The organism is Nocardia asteroides (assembly GCA_019930625.1).
In the GTDB taxonomy this organism is placed as follows: domain Bacteria; phylum Actinomycetota; class Actinomycetes; order Mycobacteriales; family Mycobacteriaceae; genus Nocardia; species Nocardia sputi.
In genome coordinates this window covers 5,724,705-5,743,806 of the sequence record CP082844.1, presented here as the reverse complement: position 1 = coordinate 5,743,806, position 19,102 = coordinate 5,724,705, and the positions used below count along the sequence as shown (strand labels likewise).

Below are 19,102 nucleotides of genomic sequence, written 5' to 3'. Positions count from 1 at the left end.
TCTCGGAACTACTTCAGGTTGACGTCCGATAATGCGGATCAACAGACGTCAATTGCTCGAATGCCCAGTTGAGGCGCAGACCTGTCGGGAACTCCATCACATGCTAGGAGCCACGGTGAGTTCGGCAAGCAGGGCTTTACTTGATTGGTTGGCGCTCCTGTCGCCAGGGCGATGTCCCCTGGCGTTGTCGAGGCCAGTGCCAGGGCAGCCACCGCCTCGCGCAAGGCCGTCATGTAGGTGTCCTCGACCGACTGCAGGTTCTCCAGCTCCGGTGTCACTGCGATGACGGTGACCTCGGCGGTCACGCCGACATGCTCGAGCCCGTCCTCGATGCTCTCGCGCACCGCTTTCAGCGTCCGCCGGTACCCGTACACCCCGTGCGCGGGAATGTGCGCCACCCAGTCGCGACCGCGCCTGTTGGCCCGGCACTCGATCCTGTCGCTCATGTCGGTTTCTCCATGTCGGCGATTACCTGTTGCACGACCATGTCCGGCATCGGGGTGGGCAAAACCGCCTTCCGCCCGCCGATCCGGCACACCGTGTGCGTTTGACTGCTACTGACTGCCGTGACGGTGAACCCCAGCCGACGGGCCGCAACGCGAATCCGCAACAGCGAGCCGCCCTCCTGCGCCCCTGTGCGCAGCGCCGCGGTGACTTCCTGGGCTTGCTTCCACTCGTGCACGCTGACCGCCGGAGGACCCGGTCGCCGGACACGGCGGCCGGATCCTCGGCGGGGTCGTCACCGCCGCGGTTCGCCTTCGCATTGCAGCAGTTCCGACGTGGATGTGACCCGGGAGTCGAATACCGTCCAGAGCGACCCGTCCGTCAACCGCCGCAGGACGAACCGGTACTTGCCGTAGCACGCCCGTGAGGCCGTCGTCAGGCGAGTCCTGCCCACCACTCGGTAGGGATACCCGTCGATGCGCACTGTCGGGTTCATGGTCTGTTCTCCCCTTTCGCCGTTGTCGATCATCGGCGGCCAGAGTGGCAGGGAGGCCCTGAAGCCACGCTGAAGCGGCCTGAAGGCCGCTTCAGGAAGCAAAGAGGACGCCGCTCGGAAGCGCTGGCGAGGTCACCGGTGGCCTCCTACCAGCTGTGCTATCCGCCGATCAACGCTGCCGGTGAGATAGTCGACGGCTGGCTGGCCGAGACGTGGTGGACCCGAGAACGCATGTACTGGGCCGAGAAACAGGCACGCACGGTTGTGCGCGCTCGCCCATGCGCTGTCAGTCGAACCGAACCAGCTTGCTGATCGTGCACTCGGTCGCGCTTGTGTAATCGATCCGAACGCGATCACCCGCGCGCAGTGGCACAACTCCTTCGATCGGCACACCGCCTACGGTGATCTCCTCACAACTCGGTCGTCAGCACCCCGAATCCGCCATCCGTGTCATCGATCCACGTCTTGACATGAAGCGCCCCGTTATCCGGAGCAACACGGAGAGGCGGCATCCGGTCGATTGCCCGGATATTCTGTCGAGGTGGGAGAGTTTGGCTGCTGCGGCGTTAAGGCTGACTTGCAGACCCTCGACTTCTCCGGTCCAGCCGTTGGTCTTGGCCTCGGCGATGCGGTCGCGTAGGTTGACGGTGATCTCGGCCAGTCGGTCGCGGCCCGCATGGGCGACGCGGAGGCTGGGCATCTGATGCATGCTTCCCTGAACTAACTGGCCATGCCCATCCCGGCGTCGCCCGAACGCACTCTTCTGCCGCATTGCGGATGGTCGTCGGTTGATCAATATCCGCTATCCGTACGAAGTCTCACAGACGTATGGTCGAGTACATCCGCTGTGGAGTATGCGGATCCCCTGTGGGTCGGCCTCGCCACCCTTGACGTCCGTCTCGCGTGACCTGCTGCGCGTCAGTCCGGCAGCCAGTGCAGCTCGTGTGCGAGAGTTTTGGCGACGGTACGGATGCGGCGGTGAAGTGGTGACTGCACGCGCGGGAGGACCAGGTGGATCGTCAAGGTGGGTGCGCCCCGCAGCGGTCGCCACTCGAGACCGGCCGGTAGTGCCGCGACCGCGGCTTCACTAGCCGGGGCGAGGGTGAGCCCGTCGCGCAGGTCGCGCTGAGACATGTCGAAAGAGACTGCGGGCGTGTGGAATCGGGGGCTCGGCCGGGTGTCGCGGAACAGTGCGGACAGCTGATCGTGGATCACGGGGTTGGCCGCACGGTCCGGGAGTCGCAGCGGATACGCGGCCGCATCGGCGATCTCGATCTCCGGGTGTTCGGCCAGCGGATGATGCTGTGCCAATTGGACCCCGACGCGCTCGCGCCGCAGCAGGAACCGGCGCACGCCACGACCCGGCTGTTCACCGCGGGTGATCCCCGCATCGATGCGGCCGTCGGCGACCGCGAGAGAGATCTCCGGTGTCGCCATCGGGACCGCGCCGACCTCGAGGCCAGGGCTGCTGCGAATGAGCCTGTCCACCAGGGCCGGTGCCGTCTCGGCCCCCGTGCTGAGGCTGTATCCGATGCGCAGCGTGCCCAGTTCACCGGCCCCCGCGTGACGGGCGGTGTCCCATGCTCGGTCCAGCGCCGCCAGCGCGGGCGGCGCGGACTCCGCCAAAGCCGCACCGGCCGTGGTCAATACGACGCTACGCGTGTTGCGGACCAGCAGGCTCGTACCGAGTTCCGCCTCCAATCGGCGCATCCGGGCACTGAGTGCGGGCTGCGCGATACCGATCCGTGCGGCCGCGCGGGTGAAGTTCAACTCCTGCGCCAGCACCAGAAAGTACCGCAGGCTCACCGTATCCGGCGCCACTTGCCCTCCCTGCCGATTGATAACGATTCGTTCTGATTCTATCCCGTCCCGGTCTTTCCCTCGACCTCACATCAACCCCTAACCTGCGCATATGACGATTCAACCGACCGCGGTACCGGACATCGCACACACACCTAGCGACGCAGGAGGCAGTCATGCATAAGTTGGTAGTCCTATATCCCAAGCCCGCCGACCCTGACCACTTTCGCGAGTACTACGTGACCAACCACCTTCCACTGGTCATGAAGATCCCCGGCCTGCTTGCATGGCGCTACAGCTTCGACGTAGCGGCGACCAACGGAGAATCGCCGTATTTCGCGGTCTTCGAAGCCGACTACGCTGACGCCGCCGCCATGGCCGCGGCGTCAGCGTCGCAGCAAGGCCAGCGGGCGGCCGCCGATGTGGCCAACTACGCCACCGGCGGTGCGGTCATCATCGACTATCCGGTACAGGATGGCACCAGCTGAGGCAGGATGGAACGCTACGGGACGCGTTCGGTCGGCCGTTGCGGCCAGGTCCAGCTCTCGGCGGAACGCCGTTCCCGTTCGGAACTACCCGTTCGCGAACCCCGTGTCGTCGTCACCGACTGGGATGACCTGCGCCGCCGGCTCAGTGCCACACTGCGAGCTCTGTGCCACGACACACCGAAATTCCCAGGGCAGTTCATCTTCCATGTGGAATCGGCGGTCGATGAGAAGCGTTTCGTCAGCGTGTGGAATGTAGGAGGGATCTCACCACCGAAGCATTCTTCCACCATCCGGATCTGCCCGACCCGAGCCGGCTCATCGAGCTCGGCTGACACCAGAAAGCGGTCTGTGGCAGCGGCACTTCCGCAACACGATTTCCGACGAGCACGCCGACCCCACGGCAGAGCTGTTGGTGGACGCCCTGCAAACCCTCGGGGTGGACCTGACCGACCTCCAATACACCGGCACCGTGAGCGGTCGCGGGCAGTTCGTCACTGTCTACCTCCCCGAGCTCGGCCTGCGGCGCGGTGAAGTCGTCCCCTGACGCACCCTGGCGCGGCTGGGACCAGTTCGACTAGCGCGGCGCCATGTCGCATACCGCATCGGCGGCCTGCCTCATGCCTCCAAGTGTCTCGGCCTGCACGCATGGTTCCACCGTCACCGAGTGCGCAGGTAGCCTGCGTCGCGCGCGCCCTGTACGGAGTAGCCAACGACAACCTCACGAGAACACCGGGCCCTCTGCTGCACGGTGCAATTGGTGCGCACGCTCCGCGGTGAGACTATCCGGGTGATGCCCGCGCTGGGCAATGTGGATAGCGCTGGCTTGGGCCACTAGAAGTCTGTGCGGTACCACGCGCGTTCGGTCCATGCCGCAGTGTGGCGTTTCGGCCTGCCGTCGTCGACGCACACTGTCTCTACCGGCAGACCGCACCATTGCGAAACGTCGTGTTCACACCGGTCATGCTTCGTGTCCGGCCGTACGCCCCGCCGAACTACTCGCCTCGGAGCTACCCGCATTTCGGGCGGTGGATCGGCAGCGGATACAGTCCGGATAGACAGGGATCGCAGGAGGGTATCGCTGATGTCCGTGAATATTCATCTCTCGCTGTACGTCGAAAAGCTCTCCTCTCCAGCACAAGCCGACACCATCGAGATGGCGCTGGACAAAGTGCTGAAGGAGCACGGAATCGACTCCTGGATGCTGGTGAGCGTCTTTCACAACCCGCCCTGGGTGAAGGCATCCAGCGAGAACGGCCCGATCATCGTCCGCGGATTCAGCGAATGGAGCAAGACCTTCGAACGCGACGTCACAGATGTCGTTCGCGGTATTGCGCCCGAGGCGGACATCGATCTGGAATGGGGTTATCCGGACGAGGAGCGACCTGCCGGTTGACCTTGCTGCCGGCGCGGGTGGGAGCAACCGGTCAACTGGGCTGGGGCCGTGATGGGTGCTCGGCCCGCAGTTGGCAGCCGATCACCGAGGTCGGGACTGTGGTGCGGATGTCATGTTCTATCCACTTCAGGGGACCTACGGCCATAGCGTAGATACTTGACGCTCGAGCCGTCCCCCCCGTTACCTTTTTCGTGGGTCCCGAGATCGGGCCCACGGTCGCCAGTCCCGGTATGACTTCTTCCCCCTGTCTTTCTCATGATCCGGGGGGTGGTGTCGCCGGGTGCTGGTGGCGTCGACGGACCGCTGATGGGGACAGGGCCGAGAGCAGGTCTCTTCGTAACGTGGGTGCCGGGCGTTGACGCCAGATCGGGCGACCGTTCCGGTTTCGACGCGACGAGGAACTCACGAAGGTGGCACAGGCATATGCCGTGTTCTGCGGCGTTGATGTGGGAAAAGGCGAACACCACGCTGTCGGTCTCGATGTGACTGGCAAGCGGTTGTTCGACAAGGCGTTGCCGAACGACGAGTCACGGCTACGAGCGTTATTCGACCAGCTCGCCGCCCACGGCCCGCTGCTGATCGTGGTCGACCAGCCCAACACCATCGGCGCACTACCGGTCACCGTCGCCCGCGCCTGCGGCCACGACGTGGCCTACCTGCCCGGCCTGTCGATGCGCCGCATCGCCGACCTCTATCCGGGCCAGGCGAAGACCGATGCCCGTGACGCGCACATCATCGCCGACGCCGCCCGCACCATGCCGCACACGCTGCGCCGGGTCGACACCGGCGACGAAACACTCACCGAACTCGGCGTCCTGGTCGGCTTCGACGACGACCTGGCGGAAGAAGCCACTCGCACCAGCAACCGCATCCGTGGCCTGCTGACCAGCATCCACCCCGGGCTCGAACGCGTGTTGGGGCCTCGAATCTCACATCCTGCGGTTCTGGAGATCTTGTCTCGGTGCGGCGGCCCGGCAGGGATCCGAGCTGCGGGCAAACGCAAACTCACCACGATCGCCACCAAGTACGCCCCGCGCATGGGTGCACGCCTGGTCGAGGAGGTCCTGGCCGCCCTGCCCGCACAGACCGTCACCGTTCCCGGCGCGAAGGCCGCCGAGGTCGTGCTGCCGAAACTCGCCGACTCGCTCAAAACGGTCCTGCTGCAACGACAAAGCATCGCCGCTGACATCGAGAGGATGCTCGATGACCACCCTCTTTCCAAGGTCCTGACCTCGATGCCGGGCGTCGGAGTCAGGACCGGCGCCCGCATCCTGCTCGAGGTTGGCGACGGCTCGGCCTTCGCTTCGGCCGGCCACCTCGCCTCCTACGCAGGAATCGCCCCCGTCACTCACCGATCCGGCAGCTCCATCCGCGGCGAATCACCAGCTCGATCAGGCAACCACAAACTCAAACGCGCCCTGTTCCTGTCCGCCTTCGCCGCCCTGCACGACCCGGCAAGCCGCACCTACTACGACCGGAAGCGCGGCGAGGGCAAGAAACACAACGCCGCCCTCATCTGCCTGGCCCGACGCCGCTGCGATGTCCTCTACGCCATGCTCAAAACAAAACAGCCCTACCGAAATCCGCTGGTCCCAGCATCGACGTGATGCCACGATCACGTGACATCACGTCATGACGACCCGTGCTGAGAGGACGCCGCATGATCGCGGATCTCCGCATCCGTTTCGCTGTCGACGATGAGGTGCTCTCGCGGCTGCACACCGACGCATTCGGCGGTGACCACGTGCCGAGCCCTTGGAAGGCACGCCTGGAACGGCACAGCAGATCGTGGGTCGGTGCGTTCGTCGGCGATCAGCTTGTCGGGTTCGTGCACGCAGTCTGGGACGGGGGTCGGCATGCGTTCCTCCTCGACACGATGGTCGCCCCCGACTTCCAGTATCAGCGCATCGGAACCAGCCTGGTCGCGGCTCTTCTCAGCGACCTTCGCGAACTCGGTATCGAGTGGCTCCACGTCGACTACGAACCACACCTCAACAGCTTCTATCGCGACACCTGCGGGTTCCGAACCACCGACGCCGGCCTACTACGACTGAACTGACACCGAACGCCACGACGGCGCAACCAACCACGACCGATCCAGCTTGACCAACACCATAGGGACACCCCCCCGTGCACGATGCGCCTTGATGATCGCGGCGACACCAGTGATCAGTTCGCCGACCAGATCGGATTCGATGGGCGGGTCGTGAACTTCTCGGCATAACTGGGCCAGAACGTACGCTGCCGTTTCCAGATCCGGTGTGGACGGTTGGAAGACGAGCGGGCGTGCGCGGCTCCCGACGACAAGTGCCGACATACCCAATTCGTGCGAGGCGACGGCGAACGGCCCTCTCGCGTCCGGCTCCGTCCGCCACGACCAGACCGCCAGCACGCCGGAGACACGGCTTGCCACCCATCGCCATACCGCGCGCTCGATGCTCGGAACACGTGCCAACGCCTCATTGAAGCCGCGGACATCAGCCAAGGCATGCGCCCAGAGCTCGGGGTCGGCCGACAGCGCGGTTTCTCGCGCCGACGGTTTGATCGCACGCGGCAATTTCCATTCGGTCTGCGCGTCGGCCGCTGCTTGCGCGTCGTCCTCCCACCCGTCGCGCAGATCGGGCAGGCTCAGGCCGGCTCCGACCTCGAGGTCGGTGATCGCCGGACCGAGACGTGCGCTGTGGGCGTCACGCCACTGGGCGATGTAGCCGGCGACATGACCGTCGACGACACTGACTCGTGGCTGCAGCGTGGCCCCGGTCGCCCGCATCCGGTGTATCCATTCGACCTCTGAGAGGCTCACCGCCGCGGCGGCGCGCAGCGTGCGCCGCGGCATTCGATGATCCGAGCCGTCACTGTCTTCCAAGCGCTCGATGACATCGAACGACCCAGCAGTCGGGGCCGGGGCTCGGTCGGTCTGAGCCTGCCATCCGATCAACGCCTCGGCGGACGGCCGCCAGTGCTTTCCCAGCGACCACGCCGAGGCGTGCCCGTTCAGGCCGCATCAGCATCGGTGTCCACGCCCCGTCCTCGGCAGCGTGCGTAAGCTTCGAACGACGGAGCTGAGGCAGCGTGAACGGTCCGCGCGTGAAATCGCTCGTGTAATGCTCGAACAACTCGGCCGCCCACCGATACGACAACCGCTCAGCGCAAGGTGAATGGGTCGATGTCGTCCATGGCCACACCGTGTTTCGCCTTGCGGTCGGTCAGAAAGACCGGGCCCTCAACGATCACGAAATATGGGCCAGAACCAAGGTTCGGCGACGTTTACAGACATGAGGAAACCGCGAGCGCTCATCCGTTGCCGAAATCTGCCACTCGCCTCGAGGTGCCCTCCTGAACTTTCCGTCCACACTCCCCTTTGTCGCTGAATTCGGAAAGATTGCCTTTTCCTTGCGGGACAGGGACCTTTGAACCTGTACGGAAACCATGCGATGGCGAATCATCAAGACATGACGCACAGCACCGATGCCGGGAATCGGGCGATCCCGCCTGATCAACGCCTCTCACGGCAACAGCGCAGCGATGAGGCGGGCGTGGACGACATCGCAGCGGGTTTCTCGAGAAGACGGCTGTGGCGCAGGTGGTTCCAGCTGGTAAACGTCGGTGAATCGCTCGGCTTCCTCGCGCCCGCCGCGGCGGGCGCTGTGATCGCGGATCGTGGTGGCCTGCCTGCTGCGACCGCGCTGCTCGTCGCGGGCGCGGTGGAAGGCGCAACGTTGGGGTGGTTCCAAGCTCGCGCGCTGCAACCGGCTCTGCCGGGACTGCCGAGCCGCCGCTGGGTCGCGGCGACGATCTCAGGTGCGGTGGTCGCCTGGTCGGTGGGCGCGTTGTTCGTTCTCACCGACGGAATGTCCGGATGGACGTCGCTGCCGCAATTGGGCACGTTCGTGGCAGGTGGACTGGTGATCCTGCTATCCATCGGAGTCGCGCAGTGGGTCGTTCTACGCGGGTACGTGCGCGGGGCGGCGAGCTGGATTGCGGCGACCGCCGCGGCTTGGCTGGCCGGATTGACCGCCTTCACCGCGTTCACCACGCCGCTCTGGCAGCCTGAACAGTCGCCCGCACTGGTGGCGGTGATCGGCGTATTCGGCGGACTGCTCATGGCAGCCGCGATGGCCGCGGTATCGGGCCTGTTGCTCGTCCGTCTGCTGGGAAAGAGCCGATGAATGGACTCGGCCCCTCGACTCCTCACTCCTGTCTCCACTCGGTCGGCGGGGGCATCCGGACGGCTGGACAACCGGGTCTCGATGATGTTGCCGGTGGTCCCGGTCGATCTCGACGATCCGGTGGAGAAGCTGAACGTGGTACGTAAGCGGATGGGCAGGCTCGAGAGCGGCGGAGAATCCGACGCGGGGCAGACGCTGATCACCTTGGCCAAGCTTGTGCCGTTCGCGTCGGTGGCGTGGGCGGTAAGGACGGCGCTGCGCTACCCGCAGCACGGTGTCGCCGCTCTGGCGACGAATGTGGCAGGGCCGACGCAGACGCAGCGCATGTTCGGCGCCGATGTGCTCGATATCTTCCAATTGGCCCCCATCGCGATGCGCTTGCGCATCGGCATCGGCATCGCAATGCTCAGCTATCACGGCATGCTGAATTTCGGAATCACAGGCGATTTCGACGGTGCACCCGATAACACCCTCATCGCGCAGACGATTCCGGCGCCAGTGCGACAGCTGCTCGAGCGCGCCGAGGCGTAGTCGTCGACTATCCCGCGCCAGCCCTCATCTCCGGCGATAGGCGAGATGTTTGCGCGCAGCGCTGACGATTCCGGCGGCGCAGACCAGTATCGCTGCGATAGCGATGAGACCGATCCCGATGTCGAGAGCCCTGCCGAGATCGCTCTTGTCGCCGTCGTGCAGGCCGGCGATGAACTCGGCTGTGAAGTAAGGCCGGTGCACCAGGACCGCGACGCCCGTAATGACGGCGAGCAAATCCACCGCGATCGACAGCGCGGTGACCGGCAGTGTCCACGCACGCACGACCAGTCGCGCGCCGGCGACGATCACCCACAGCACAGCGACGACAACCACCATCGGCAAGAGCCGGTCGACCACGCCGGGATCGAGACCTTCAGCGGTCTCGGCGAGGAACGACGGCGCAAGTTCAGGGAAGAGGCACAGCGATCCGACTAGCACCTAACCGATGCCGACAACGCCCGGACCTCACCACAGTGACCGGGCCACAATTAGCCGCGGAAATGCACTCCGCCGCGCTCCCCCAATACACGCCGACCGTCGCTCTGATCGTGTACACGGCGTCCACGCTGCCGACACCGAAGCTGTACCGGCCAGCGCGGGGCGTCACACGTCCGCCGGGAGTGCTGCGGGTAGTCGGTACCGACACCCCCAATGACGCGAGGCAGTGTGTGAGGATATCGGCTTCCTGGAGGAACATTCCCACAACCGACCGGGCCGCGATCCGCCGCCACGGCGGCAAGCAGGTCGACCGGAAGGGGCCGCGCCGACGTCAGTGGCGGTGTCCGCTGCCGCCCTGATCATCGTGCGGATGGACGACCATCACCGGGCATGACGCGTGCTGCACCAGAGTGTTGGCCGTCGAACCCAGCAGCATGCCCGCGAACCCACCGCGTCCGCGGCTGCCCACGACCAGCAACTGCGCCACCTTCGACCAGTCCAGCAGATGCGAAGTCGGCGCGGCCACCTCGACCTTCCGGGCGACGCGCACTTCCGGGAACTTCTCCTGCCAACCCGCCAGACGCTCGGCAAGTACCGCCCGTTCGACGCTGTCGAGGTCGAGCTCACCCAAGCTGGCGTGCCCGGCGAACCAGCCGAAGTCCCAATCACTCCACACATGTACGGCGACCAGTTCGGCTCCACGCTCGGCCGCTTCGGTGAACGCCGCGGCGATCGCCGCTTCCCCCACCGCGCTGCCGTCCACGCCCACGACCACCGGCCCCGAGACCCGCGTCGTGTCGCCGACGTCGCGGCCGGTGCGAACAACCACCACCGTGCCCTGGGCGTGTGCGGTCACGGCCAGCAGCGTAGAGCCCAGATGGGTGAATGTGCCGGTGTTGCCGGTCGCGCCGATCACGACCGCATAGGCCTCGGCGCTGTGCTCGATCAACAGTTCCCTACCGGTGTCGGTGGACACACGAGTCGAGACACGCAGTCCGGGCGCGGTCTCCCGGGCCAGCCGTTCGGCGCGCGCGACTACGTCCTCGCTTTGCTCGCGCACAGCGTCGATCACTGTTGGCACAACGACCTCGTAGTCCCCCAGCACCCAACCGGTGCCCACCAGATCCATGCCGTGCACGATCTCGAGAGCTCGCCCACGCTCGGCCGCGAACTGCGCCGCCCACCGCACAGCGGCCCACGACCCGTCCGAACCGTCCACACCGACGATGACCTTCGCCGTGGCGAGGTGATGTGGATTGTCGAACCGACGCTCTGTCATGGCATGCCTCCTGAGCCCATGTGATCGTGTAGCGCCCGGCCGGGCGCTACCCCTCAACCGTATGAGCCCCACCACAGCCGCGAATGCGGCTTATCGGCCCAGAGGACAGGGACGAAAGGCCTCAGACGAACAGGGAAAAGCGACACGCAGGTCCCTCGATGCCCGGGCCCAAGGTCTCTCGCTCGCGAACGAATTTTCCGCGAGGCTGTCGGTCATGGCCGCTCGGACGGTACCCGCGCCCGTTGTTCGACTTCGTCGTCGGCATCAACCGCTGGCTGTACCGGGTGCTGGCCTATGCCGCGCTGATGCGAGACGAGTACCCGCCGTTCCGCCTCGATCAGGGCCCACGTGAACCGGTCGATTCCCGTACCCGCCCCAGCTCCGAAGAGCAGGCCAGAGGCTGAGTAGTCGCAGGTATCGGTCTCGTCAGATAGCGTCGAGTCGGCCAGTGCACCAGTCAGCTGACGTCCGAACGCGGGCGAATGCCTGCGATCTGAGAGGCGACATCGTTGTGACTATGCGTGCCGTTCGTCCTGTTGTCGTGGGCGTCGACGGTTCGGCGGCCTCGTTCGCCGCGGTTCGTTGGGCAGCCGTGACAGCCGCCCGGCGTTACGCGCCGTTGCATCTGGTCCACGCGATCGGCGTCCCAGCCGACGCTGTGCCCGTGTTGGGCCGGTTACTGTTCGACACGAGCGGATTGCGCAAGGTGGGCGATTCCGCGCTCAGCGCGGGACGCAGCATCGTGCAGGAGGCCGCCGGACCCGTCGGCGTGACCGCGGTCGAAACCTTTGTCGAGTCGGCTTCTCCGGTACCCGCGCTGGTCGGTCGATCCGCGGCCGCCCAGCTTCTGGTGGTCGGCGCCCGCGGGCTCGGCGCCTTCGAGCGGGTGATGCTCGGATCGGTCGGAATCGGGCTGATCAGGCATGCCAGATGCCCCGTGGCAGTCGTGCCCGATGTCGAGGAATCGGTTCCGCGTGCGCCACACTGCCCGGTTGTGGTCGGCGTGGACGGGTCGCGCTGCAGTGAACTCGCTGTCGGGATGGCTTTCGACGAGGCGTCGACACGGCAAGCCGGACTCGTAGCGGTGACCACCTGGTCGCGCCGTGACCCACTCGCCGATGCGCAGGAAGGAGCGAGCGCGTTGCTGGAGGAGACATTGGCGGGCTTCACGCGAAAGTACCCCGAGGTCGGTGTCCGCCATGTAGTCGCCGAGGGATCTCCCGCCCAGCGGCTCCTACAGGAGTCCGGCAAAGCACAGTTGATCGTGCTCGGCAGCCGAGGGCGCGGAGGCGTCGTGGGCGCGGCCCTCGGATCGGTCAGCCAGACAGTACTCCAGGAAAGCCTCATTCCGGTCCTCATCGCCACACGTCGGCAGTGACTCCGCCGGACGCGAACCGTAGCGGGTGACAGTCGGCGGCAACGGCAAACCTCACCGCGACGCTCTGGCCTGGACTTGACGGCTGTTCACACCGGGACAGACGCTCCGACGCGGACTGCGTTGCCGACGGTGAGGAATCGTGGCCCTGCTGCTGGCCGGATCGCTACATCAGTTCGCGTAGATGTCGGACATGGTCTTCCGGGCGCGCGCCGCCGTACCGGGCGCGGGATTCGACTCCGCGGAGCCGTTCATCGCAGGGGCTTTCGTAGGCGCGACCGCTCTTCTTCTGTACCACTGTGCCTGAGGGCCGACACGGCACCCTGACCTCGCCGCATCCGATGGCCGGTGACCCGTCAACGCGTGAAATCGGCTTCCGCCGCATCGCAGGAAGGCAGTGGGCCTCGCGGATCGAACGGCCGTCCGCCAGGTATGGCCAAGTCACTGCGCAGCAAGGTGCGCGAGCAAATGCGGAAAGGCCGACGAATCACCCGTCTGCCCCGGACTTACGAGCCAGCGGTAGTCCGTGCCCATCGACGATCTGGTGGATCTTGGTCGACAGGCGGCGGCGGTCGGAAGAGCTTCGAGGACGCCTCGTGCCACGAGCAGCACCGCCACGACACCGCACAGTGAGACGAGTGAGTACAGCTGGGTGCGGGCGCCCATCGCGTCGGCGATCGTGGTTCGACTGCCAGAACAGCTCACCGGGAATCCGTGCAGTAACCCGGCCGTGAGGTGGTCGCGCCGAGAGCCGCGAGTTCGGTGTTCGCCTCCACACGGTCGCCGTGCCGCGCCGCGAAAGCCCGGGCAGTCAAGACACAATCGGAGAATCCGACCACCGCGATACCGATCGCGGGAAGGATCAGAGCGGTTACGTCGGTCATCGTGACTGTGCCCGAGCCGGGCGCCGGAATCCCAGTGGGAATCGAGCAGATCAACCGGATACCAAAACGATCCAACGAGAACACCGTGACCACCGCGGTCGCCGGCAATACCGCGATCAACGGGCCCGGCGTGCGAGGAGCGCGCCACGCCAGCAGCAGAAGCCCGGCCAGCACGGTCGCCGCGAGCCAGAAAGTCACCCAATGCCAGTGGTCCAGGTTATCGGCGAATGAACGCGTTTCCGCGAGAATGGATTCGCCTTCTACCGGTACACCGGTCACCGCCCCGAGCTGACCGACGATCATGATCCCGGCGGTTCCCGCGAGATACCCCACCAAGACCGGTTTCGACAACAGGTCCGCCAGCACCCCCAACCGAACCGCCGCACCGGCCAGAGCCAGCACACCGACCAGCAGCGCGAGCACAGCCGCCAGCGCGGCGTACCGCTGCGGGTCGCCCATCGCCAGCGGAGCCAGCGCGACCGCGGTCAGCAGCGCGGTGGTCGACTCCGGCCCGACCGACAGCTGCCGCGACGTCGCCAGCAGGGTGTAGACCGCCAGCGGTCCGATCGCCGCCCACAGGCCCGCCACAGGCGGCAGCCCAGCGATGGTCGCATACGCCATGACCTGCGGAATCAGATAAGCGGCCCCAGTGACACCCGCGAGCAGGTCCGGCCGCAGCCACGCCCGCTGTCGATCTCGGACCGGGCGTCCGAGTGTGTGGCCGAAGGCCCTCGGAATTCGGGACCAACGCCAGACGTCTGTGGGCGCGCCGGTTCCTACGCTTCGAGTACAGGAACTGCACTCTCCAAAAGGGTTACCACCATGTCCGCCTCTTCTCCGGACAATCCGCACCACTTGGCATCGGCTCCGGTTGTCGTCGGCATCGACGGTTCGGAAGCTTCCGATCTGGCCGTGTGCTGGGCCGCCGAGACAGCCGCTCGGCGTGGACGCGGGCTGTTGATCGTCCACGGCCTCGACCTGGCGGCCAGCCAGGCCATCTTCGGCATGTACGACCTGATGATCCCCGCTGTCGCCCAGCGACTGCGAGAAGAAGGCGCCGCCCGATTGGCCTGTTCGGCACGGTTGGCCCGCCGCGTCGATCCGGGACTGCGCGTCGACACCGAGTTGTCGCCTGCCCACCCGGCCACCGTCCTCATCGAGCACTCCGCATCCGCGCACCTGATGGTGCTCGGCGCCGGGCGCGGCGGCGAACTCGCCCACATCGGATCGACACTGCTCGCGGTCACCGCACACGGCCACGGCGGCATCGTGGTCGTGCACGACACCGGCAGTGAGCAACGCACGCGCACCGACGGACCCGTCGTCGTCGGAGTGGACGGCAGCCCCGCCGCCGAAGCCGCGGTCGGTGCCGCATTCGCCGAGGCCGACCTCCGCGGGGCTTCGTTGGTCGCAGTGCATGTCGCCACCGACTTCGCCTTCCATTCCAGTGCCACCGAACTCCTTCCGGCCCGCGAGCTGGAGACCGCCGCACAACTTCTGCTCGCCGAGCAACTCGCGGGTTGGCAGGAGAAGTATCCCGCGGTCGAAGTCACTCGCGAGGTCGCCGTCGCCCGGCCATACAACCTGCTCACCGCATGGTCGAAGTCCGCGCAACTGCTCGTGGTCGGCAGCCGGGGGCGCGGCGGATTCCGCGGTCTGCTGCTCGGCTCCGTCAGCAATTCCCTTGTCCAGCATGCTCACTGCCCGGTCATGGTCGCCCACCAAGCGTAGAGAAAGCGAAAAACATGTCTGACGATATCAATTCCCCCGTCCTCGTCGGCGTCGACGGGTCCGACTCCGCGCTGGCCGCCGTACGCTTCGCAGCGACCGCCGCGGCCCGCCGCCACGCGCCACTGCACATCATCGAATCGATTCCCGTGCCCGCCGATTTCGGACCGGGCGTCGCACTGGAGCAGATCGACTACAACAGTTACCGCAGGCAGGCGAAGGCGGCACTGATGGCCGCGCGAGATGCCGCCGCGACAGCGGCCGGCCCCATCGGTGAACTGGAGATCAGCACCGAGCTCGCCGAAGCGCCTCCGATCCCGGTCTTGCGCGACCGATCGAAGTCCGCGCGGTTGCTCGTGGTCGGCACCCATGGTCTGGGCGCCTTCAGCCGCAGCATCCTGGGTTCGGTGAGTACGGCACTGGCCCGGCACGCCGCCTGCCCGGTCGCCGTGGTGCCCATCGACGCCGAGCGTGCCGACGGCCCAGTGGTCGTGGGCGTGGACGGCTCGGCGTGCGGTGCGCGTGCGGTCGAGATCGCCTTCTACGAAGCGGACCACCGCGGTGCCGAGGTGGTCGCGGTCCATACCTGGTCGGAGTTCTTCCGCTATGCCTCGCGCGCCGAGATGCAGAGCGAAGGCGAGGAAGCGCTCGCTGAGAGCCTGGCCGGGTTCGGCGAGCAGTACCCGCAGGTGCGGGTTCGGCGCGTCGTGGTCGAAGATCGCCCCGCCAGACGCTTGCTTGCCGAGGGCGCCAACGCACAGCTGATCGTCGTCGGCAGTCACGGCCGTGGCGGTTTCGCGGGAATGACTCTCGGTTCGGTGAGCCAGGCGGTGCTGCACGGGGCCACGGTGCCCGTGATCATCGCCAGGTCGCAGAGCTGACCGCCGCACCCGACGCGACCGAGTCATCCCGGGGACGTCGGAATCGAGTTCATCAGCCGGACCGTGTCGCCGGGCGCCAGGCGTGCGGTCTGGTCCCGGCAGGTGATGTCGATCGGCCCGACGCGCCGGGATCCGAGCTGATCTCGATGCCGTTCCCGCTGACTCGCACGGTCAGCCGGTGGCCGCGATAGATAACCGGGAACGACAGGGCACCCAGTGAGACGGGCCAGTACGGGCAGAAGACCAAGCGGTCCTGGCGCGCCCGGTGAACTGTGAGCGTTCCTATCCGGTCCCGGCCGGACGGTGATGCAAGAAGGCGTCGAACAGTTCCGTCCAGGCCGCGGCGTGGATCGACGCACCATCGGTCACCACACCATCCATATCGAAGATCACCGCGTCGTGCCTGCGAGCATCGATCAGCGGTCCGGCCGCAGCAGCTATCTCCACACATCCAGCCTGAACGCGCTGATAACTCCCGTCCAGTGGCCGAGGTCCCGCAACAGCTGTCCCGGAAAGGACCACCTGCGGTGCAATTCGGGACCTACGACTCCTCCGGGGCATCGGTACGGATGCCTACCGTGACGGTATGAACCAGCAACCGACCGGGGAAACCATCGAGAAGGCCGTCCTGCTCGCCGGCCGGGCGCCGTCGCTGCACAACAGCCAACCCTGGCACTGGAGCTTCGACGGCCACACCCTGCGGCTGTTCGCCGTGCCCGAACGCATGCTCCCGGCGACGGACACATCCGGCAGACAGATGCTCGTCAGCTGCGGCATCGCCCTGGACCATCTGCGCGCCGCGATGGCCGCCGCGGGCTGGCGAGTCCATGTCGCCCACTTCCCCGACCCGAACCGCCGCGAGTACTTGGCCGACATCACCTTCGAACCGGCCCGGATCGTCACCGAAGCCGACCGTGCTCGCGCCGACGCCATCCTGCGACGGCACACCGACCGGCTCCCGTTCCGATCGCCCACCGGATGGTCCGACTTCGAATACGTGCTGCGGTCGACCTTCGATCCCTCCGACGCCACACTCGATGTACTGGGCGACGAAAGCCGTCCCGCTTTGGCCCGCGCCTCGGAGATGAGCGCTGCGCTGCGCCGCTACGACGCCGGCTACCACGCCGAACTGCAATGGTGGACCGGACATACCATCGCCGACGCAGGGATCCCGAGCGAAGCGTTGATCTCCCGAGAGGAACGGCAGCGAGTGGCCGTGGGTCGCGAGTTTCCCACCACTGCCACCGGCAACCGGCGCGGCCAGGTCCCCGAGGACCACTCGGTGATCCTCGTGCTCTCCACCGACCGCGACACCCCCGAGGACCTGTTGCGCTGCGGTGAAGTGCTGTCCACTGTGTTACTGGAATGCGCCCTCGCCGGATTCGCGACGTGCCCGCTGACCCATCTCACAGAAATGCCAGGCGCCCGATCGGTCGTGCGCGGGTTGATCGGCCCGAGTGGCCACTCCGGCCTCCCGCAAGTCCTCATCCGCGTGGGTATCGCCTCCGAGTCCGATCGGAACACGCCCGCGACCCCGCGCCGCCCGCTCAGCGACATCCTCGACATGCCCGAAATCGACCCGACGCAGTGATCCAGACCCGCATCCAGGCTATCCAACCCGTCCAGGCGGGATCGATGCCTTGCTTCCACCCAGCCGCGCGAACAGGCAGTGTGAGATGACAACCCATTCGACCTTCAGAGGCAGACCCCGCCAGGAACAGTCTCGAGATGTCCTGCCACTGGCGGTCCCGGCGATGCTGATCGCCTCGGTGATGCTGGTCGGAGCGCTCGTAGGGCTGACCATGCTGCCGGGCTGGGCGCACGACTACGGGCCGGAGTTGGTGTATTCCGCTCTTCTCATCTACCTCGGTCTCGCGCTGCAGCTGTGGTGGTGGGGCCTCACACTCTGGCGTACTCGCGCGAATTCGAAGAGAGATAGCACGTCATGAACACGACATCTGCCGCCATCATCCCCCCGATAGCCCGCACGCTGAGCAAAAGTCGGCTGCACACCAAGCTTTCGACTTGGGGAGCCGCGGGTGAAGAGATCGCGCGTGTAATGCCCGGCGACGATCTGCTTGTCGAGGCCGACATCGTCTCGACTCGCGCAATCACCATCCGCACGGGCACCGCCGCGATCTGGCCTTGGCTGGTCCAGATGGGCCCGGGCAGGGGCGGCGCGTACACCTACGACTGGATCGAGAACCTGCTGGGCCTCGATATGCACAGCGCCCAGCAGATCCTGCCCCAATTCCAAAACCTCACGGTCGGTGACACCTTCGCTCTCGGCACGTCGGGGCCCCGTATGCGAGTGGCGCTTCTCGATCCTGAACGTGCTTTGGTGTTCGCCTCCAAGGACGGACGTTGGGTATGGGCGTTCGGCCTCTACCCGATGGGCGAGACCACCCGGCTGGTCAGCCGCAACCGCATCGCTCTGACCGGCGCATCTCAGCTCACTCGCCTGTTCTACCTGCTCGTGATGGAACCGGGCAGTCTGCTCATGGAGCGGAAGATGCTGCTGGGAATCAAACAGCGCGCGGAACGACTCGGACAGCAGCGCCAGTCAGCGATGTGACCAAGACCCTGCCCGGCGGGCGCAAAGGCCGCGCTACATCGATGACTACGACGACTTCGGCCACTCCCCGGGGTGACCACCCTCCCCGCCAACGAACCCGCCGCTTCTGGCACTGCTGATCCGGTCGCGCTCGGTTATACCACCCGCCTCGAACCATGCCACGGAATCGAGAGTCTCAGTAACCGGCGTCGCGGCGGCGGAATCCGATCGATCCCACCACCAGAAGGGCCACCGTCGGCACCGTGATCACGAGCATGTCGGCGGCGGTGGCGGTTTGGAGAGGCACCTTGGGAATATGTGCGAAGGGCGAAGCGCCGTCGAACCAGGCGGGCTGATCGAATGCCGCCGTGAAGAGCGCTGCCACAGCGCAGTACGCGAACACAGCCCATGCCAACGGCACAGCATTTACCCTCATCGTTCGCTGCGTCGTTGTGCTCGCGTAAGAAGCGAAAGTCACCACCGGGCAGTCCTTCTGACTATGCACCGGACTCGATTCGAGGCTGATCGAGCGGATCGACGAATTCGAACACCGAAATCGGACACGGATCCAGACTCTGGCGCCTCAACTGCTGGGCCTGCTCGGTTGCGCCTGATTGAGCGCCGCGAAGATCGTGTCCGAGA

The 19,102-nt window shown here is 66.1% G+C and carries 23 protein-coding genes and 2 pseudogenes; 13 read left to right on the top strand and 12 right to left on the bottom strand.

The window, feature by feature from the left end:
• Positions 1-38: 38 nt before the first annotated feature.
• The 5 genes from K8O92_26015 to K8O92_25995 form a co-directional block, all read right to left on the bottom strand.
• A complete protein-coding gene (locus K8O92_26015; GenBank protein ID UAK31257.1) occupies positions 39-446 on the bottom strand; it encodes a hypothetical protein in 408 nt (135 codons plus the stop codon).
• Entirely contained in the window at positions 443-682 is a 240-nt protein-coding gene (locus K8O92_26010) for a hypothetical protein (GenBank protein ID UAK31256.1), read from the bottom strand. The genes K8O92_26015 and K8O92_26010 overlap by 4 nt, the downstream gene beginning before the upstream one ends.
• A gap of 57 nt (positions 683-739) precedes the next feature.
• The gene (locus K8O92_26005) at positions 740-973 is read right to left on the bottom strand and encodes a hypothetical protein (GenBank protein ID UAK31255.1); all 234 of its coding nucleotides are present in this window, start codon (positions 971-973) and stop codon (positions 740-742) included.
• A gap of 391 nt (positions 974-1,364) precedes the next feature.
• Positions 1,365-1,640 (bottom strand): hypothetical protein, encoded by a 276-nt coding sequence (locus K8O92_26000; GenBank protein UAK31254.1) that lies wholly within the window; start codon positions 1,638-1,640, stop codon positions 1,365-1,367.
• 218 nt (positions 1,641-1,858) lie between these two features.
• Positions 1,859-2,761, bottom strand: coding sequence for a LysR family transcriptional regulator (locus K8O92_25995; protein UAK31253.1), 903 nt, complete (start codon positions 2,759-2,761; stop codon positions 1,859-1,861).
• Between the two features lie 155 nt (positions 2,762-2,916).
• Between K8O92_25995 and K8O92_25990 the strand changes: the two genes are divergently transcribed.
• From K8O92_25990 to K8O92_25975, 4 genes are all read left to right on the top strand, one after another.
• On the top strand, positions 2,917-3,228 hold the full coding sequence (locus tag K8O92_25990; GenBank protein UAK31252.1) for an EthD family reductase: 312 nt from the start codon (positions 2,917-2,919) through the stop codon (positions 3,226-3,228).
• A 1,081-nt stretch (positions 3,229-4,309) separates the two neighbouring features.
• Entirely contained in the window at positions 4,310-4,621 is a 312-nt protein-coding gene (locus K8O92_25985; protein UAK31251.1) for a hypothetical protein, read from the top strand.
• 410 nt (positions 4,622-5,031) lie between these two features.
• The gene (locus tag K8O92_25980; protein UAK31250.1) at positions 5,032-6,228 is read left to right on the top strand and encodes an IS110 family transposase; all 1,197 of its coding nucleotides are present in this window, start codon (positions 5,032-5,034) and stop codon (positions 6,226-6,228) included.
• Positions 6,229-6,281: 53 nt separating this feature from the next.
• A complete protein-coding gene (locus tag K8O92_25975) occupies positions 6,282-6,680 on the top strand; it encodes a GNAT family N-acetyltransferase (GenBank protein UAK31249.1) in 399 nt (132 codons plus the stop codon).
• Here the strand turns inward: K8O92_25975 and K8O92_25970 are convergent.
• Positions 6,666-7,457: a hypothetical protein gene (locus K8O92_25970; protein UAK31248.1), complete on the bottom strand. Its 792-nt coding sequence runs from the start codon at positions 7,455-7,457 to the stop codon at positions 6,666-6,668. The two genes, K8O92_25975 and K8O92_25970, sit on opposite strands and share 15 nt — an antisense overlap.
• Before the next feature lie 616 nt (positions 7,458-8,073).
• Here K8O92_25970 and K8O92_25965 point away from each other — a divergent pair.
• Complete coding sequence (locus K8O92_25965) at positions 8,074-8,790, top strand: hypothetical protein (GenBank protein UAK31247.1); 717 nt, start codon at positions 8,074-8,076, stop codon at positions 8,788-8,790.
• A complete protein-coding gene (locus K8O92_25960) occupies positions 8,791-9,321 on the top strand; it encodes a WSD1 family O-acyltransferase (protein UAK31246.1) in 531 nt (176 codons plus the stop codon).
• Between the two features lie 24 nt (positions 9,322-9,345).
• On the opposite strand, the gene K8O92_25955 is transcribed toward K8O92_25960, so the two are convergent.
• A complete protein-coding gene (locus K8O92_25955) occupies positions 9,346-9,759 on the bottom strand; it encodes a hypothetical protein (GenBank protein ID UAK31245.1) in 414 nt (137 codons plus the stop codon).
• A 331-nt stretch (positions 9,760-10,090) separates the two neighbouring features.
• Positions 10,091-11,038, bottom strand: a complete 948-nt coding sequence (locus tag K8O92_25950) for a universal stress protein (GenBank protein ID UAK31244.1) — start codon at positions 11,036-11,038, stop codon at positions 10,091-10,093.
• A gap of 224 nt (positions 11,039-11,262) precedes the next feature.
• On the opposite strand from K8O92_25950, the pseudogene K8O92_25945 reads away from it, so the two are divergent.
• Together K8O92_25945 and K8O92_25940 are read left to right on the top strand one after the other, a co-directional pair.
• Positions 11,263-11,442: pseudogene (locus K8O92_25945) on the top strand (DUF4389 domain-containing protein).
• A 113-nt stretch (positions 11,443-11,555) separates the two neighbouring features.
• Positions 11,556-12,416, top strand: a complete 861-nt coding sequence (locus tag K8O92_25940; GenBank protein ID UAK31243.1) for a universal stress protein — start codon at positions 11,556-11,558, stop codon at positions 12,414-12,416.
• 438 nt (positions 12,417-12,854) lie between these two features.
• Here the strand turns inward: K8O92_25940 and K8O92_25935 are convergent.
• Positions 12,855-13,918 (bottom strand): annotated as a pseudogene (locus K8O92_25935) (hypothetical protein).
• A 201-nt stretch (positions 13,919-14,119) separates the two neighbouring features.
• On the opposite strand from K8O92_25935, the gene K8O92_25930 reads away from it, so the two are divergent.
• Both K8O92_25930 and K8O92_25925 read left to right on the top strand, forming a co-directional pair.
• The gene (locus K8O92_25930; protein ID UAK31242.1) at positions 14,120-15,028 is read left to right on the top strand and encodes a universal stress protein; all 909 of its coding nucleotides are present in this window, start codon (positions 14,120-14,122) and stop codon (positions 15,026-15,028) included.
• 14 nt (positions 15,029-15,042) lie between these two features.
• Positions 15,043-15,906: a universal stress protein gene (locus tag K8O92_25925; GenBank protein ID UAK31241.1), complete on the top strand. Its 864-nt coding sequence runs from the start codon at positions 15,043-15,045 to the stop codon at positions 15,904-15,906.
• 52 nt (positions 15,907-15,958) lie between these two features.
• Here K8O92_25925 and K8O92_25920 read toward each other — a convergent pair whose 3' ends face one another.
• Both K8O92_25920 and K8O92_25915 read right to left on the bottom strand, forming a co-directional pair.
• Positions 15,959-16,153: a hypothetical protein gene (locus tag K8O92_25920; GenBank protein UAK31240.1), complete on the bottom strand. Its 195-nt coding sequence runs from the start codon at positions 16,151-16,153 to the stop codon at positions 15,959-15,961.
• 35 nt (positions 16,154-16,188) lie between these two features.
• Positions 16,189-16,353 (bottom strand): hypothetical protein, encoded by a 165-nt coding sequence (locus K8O92_25915; GenBank protein UAK31239.1) that lies wholly within the window; start codon positions 16,351-16,353, stop codon positions 16,189-16,191.
• 139 nt (positions 16,354-16,492) lie between these two features.
• Between K8O92_25915 and K8O92_25910 the strand changes: the two genes are divergently transcribed.
• From K8O92_25910 to K8O92_25900, 3 genes are all read left to right on the top strand, one after another.
• Positions 16,493-17,497, top strand: a complete 1,005-nt coding sequence (locus tag K8O92_25910; protein UAK31238.1) for an NAD(P)H nitroreductase — start codon at positions 16,493-16,495, stop codon at positions 17,495-17,497.
• An 85-nt stretch (positions 17,498-17,582) separates the two neighbouring features.
• Positions 17,583-17,855: a hypothetical protein gene (locus tag K8O92_25905; GenBank protein UAK31237.1), complete on the top strand. Its 273-nt coding sequence runs from the start codon at positions 17,583-17,585 to the stop codon at positions 17,853-17,855.
• Positions 17,852-18,481 (top strand): SRPBCC family protein, encoded by a 630-nt coding sequence (locus tag K8O92_25900; GenBank protein UAK31236.1) that lies wholly within the window; start codon positions 17,852-17,854, stop codon positions 18,479-18,481. Before K8O92_25905 ends, K8O92_25900 begins: the two co-directional genes overlap by 4 nt.
• 175 nt (positions 18,482-18,656) lie before the next feature.
• Here the strand turns inward: K8O92_25900 and K8O92_25895 are convergent, their stop codons facing one another.
• Positions 18,657-18,941, bottom strand: a complete 285-nt coding sequence (locus K8O92_25895) for a hypothetical protein (protein ID UAK31235.1) — start codon at positions 18,939-18,941, stop codon at positions 18,657-18,659.
• Between the last annotated feature and the right edge of the window lie 161 nt (positions 18,942-19,102).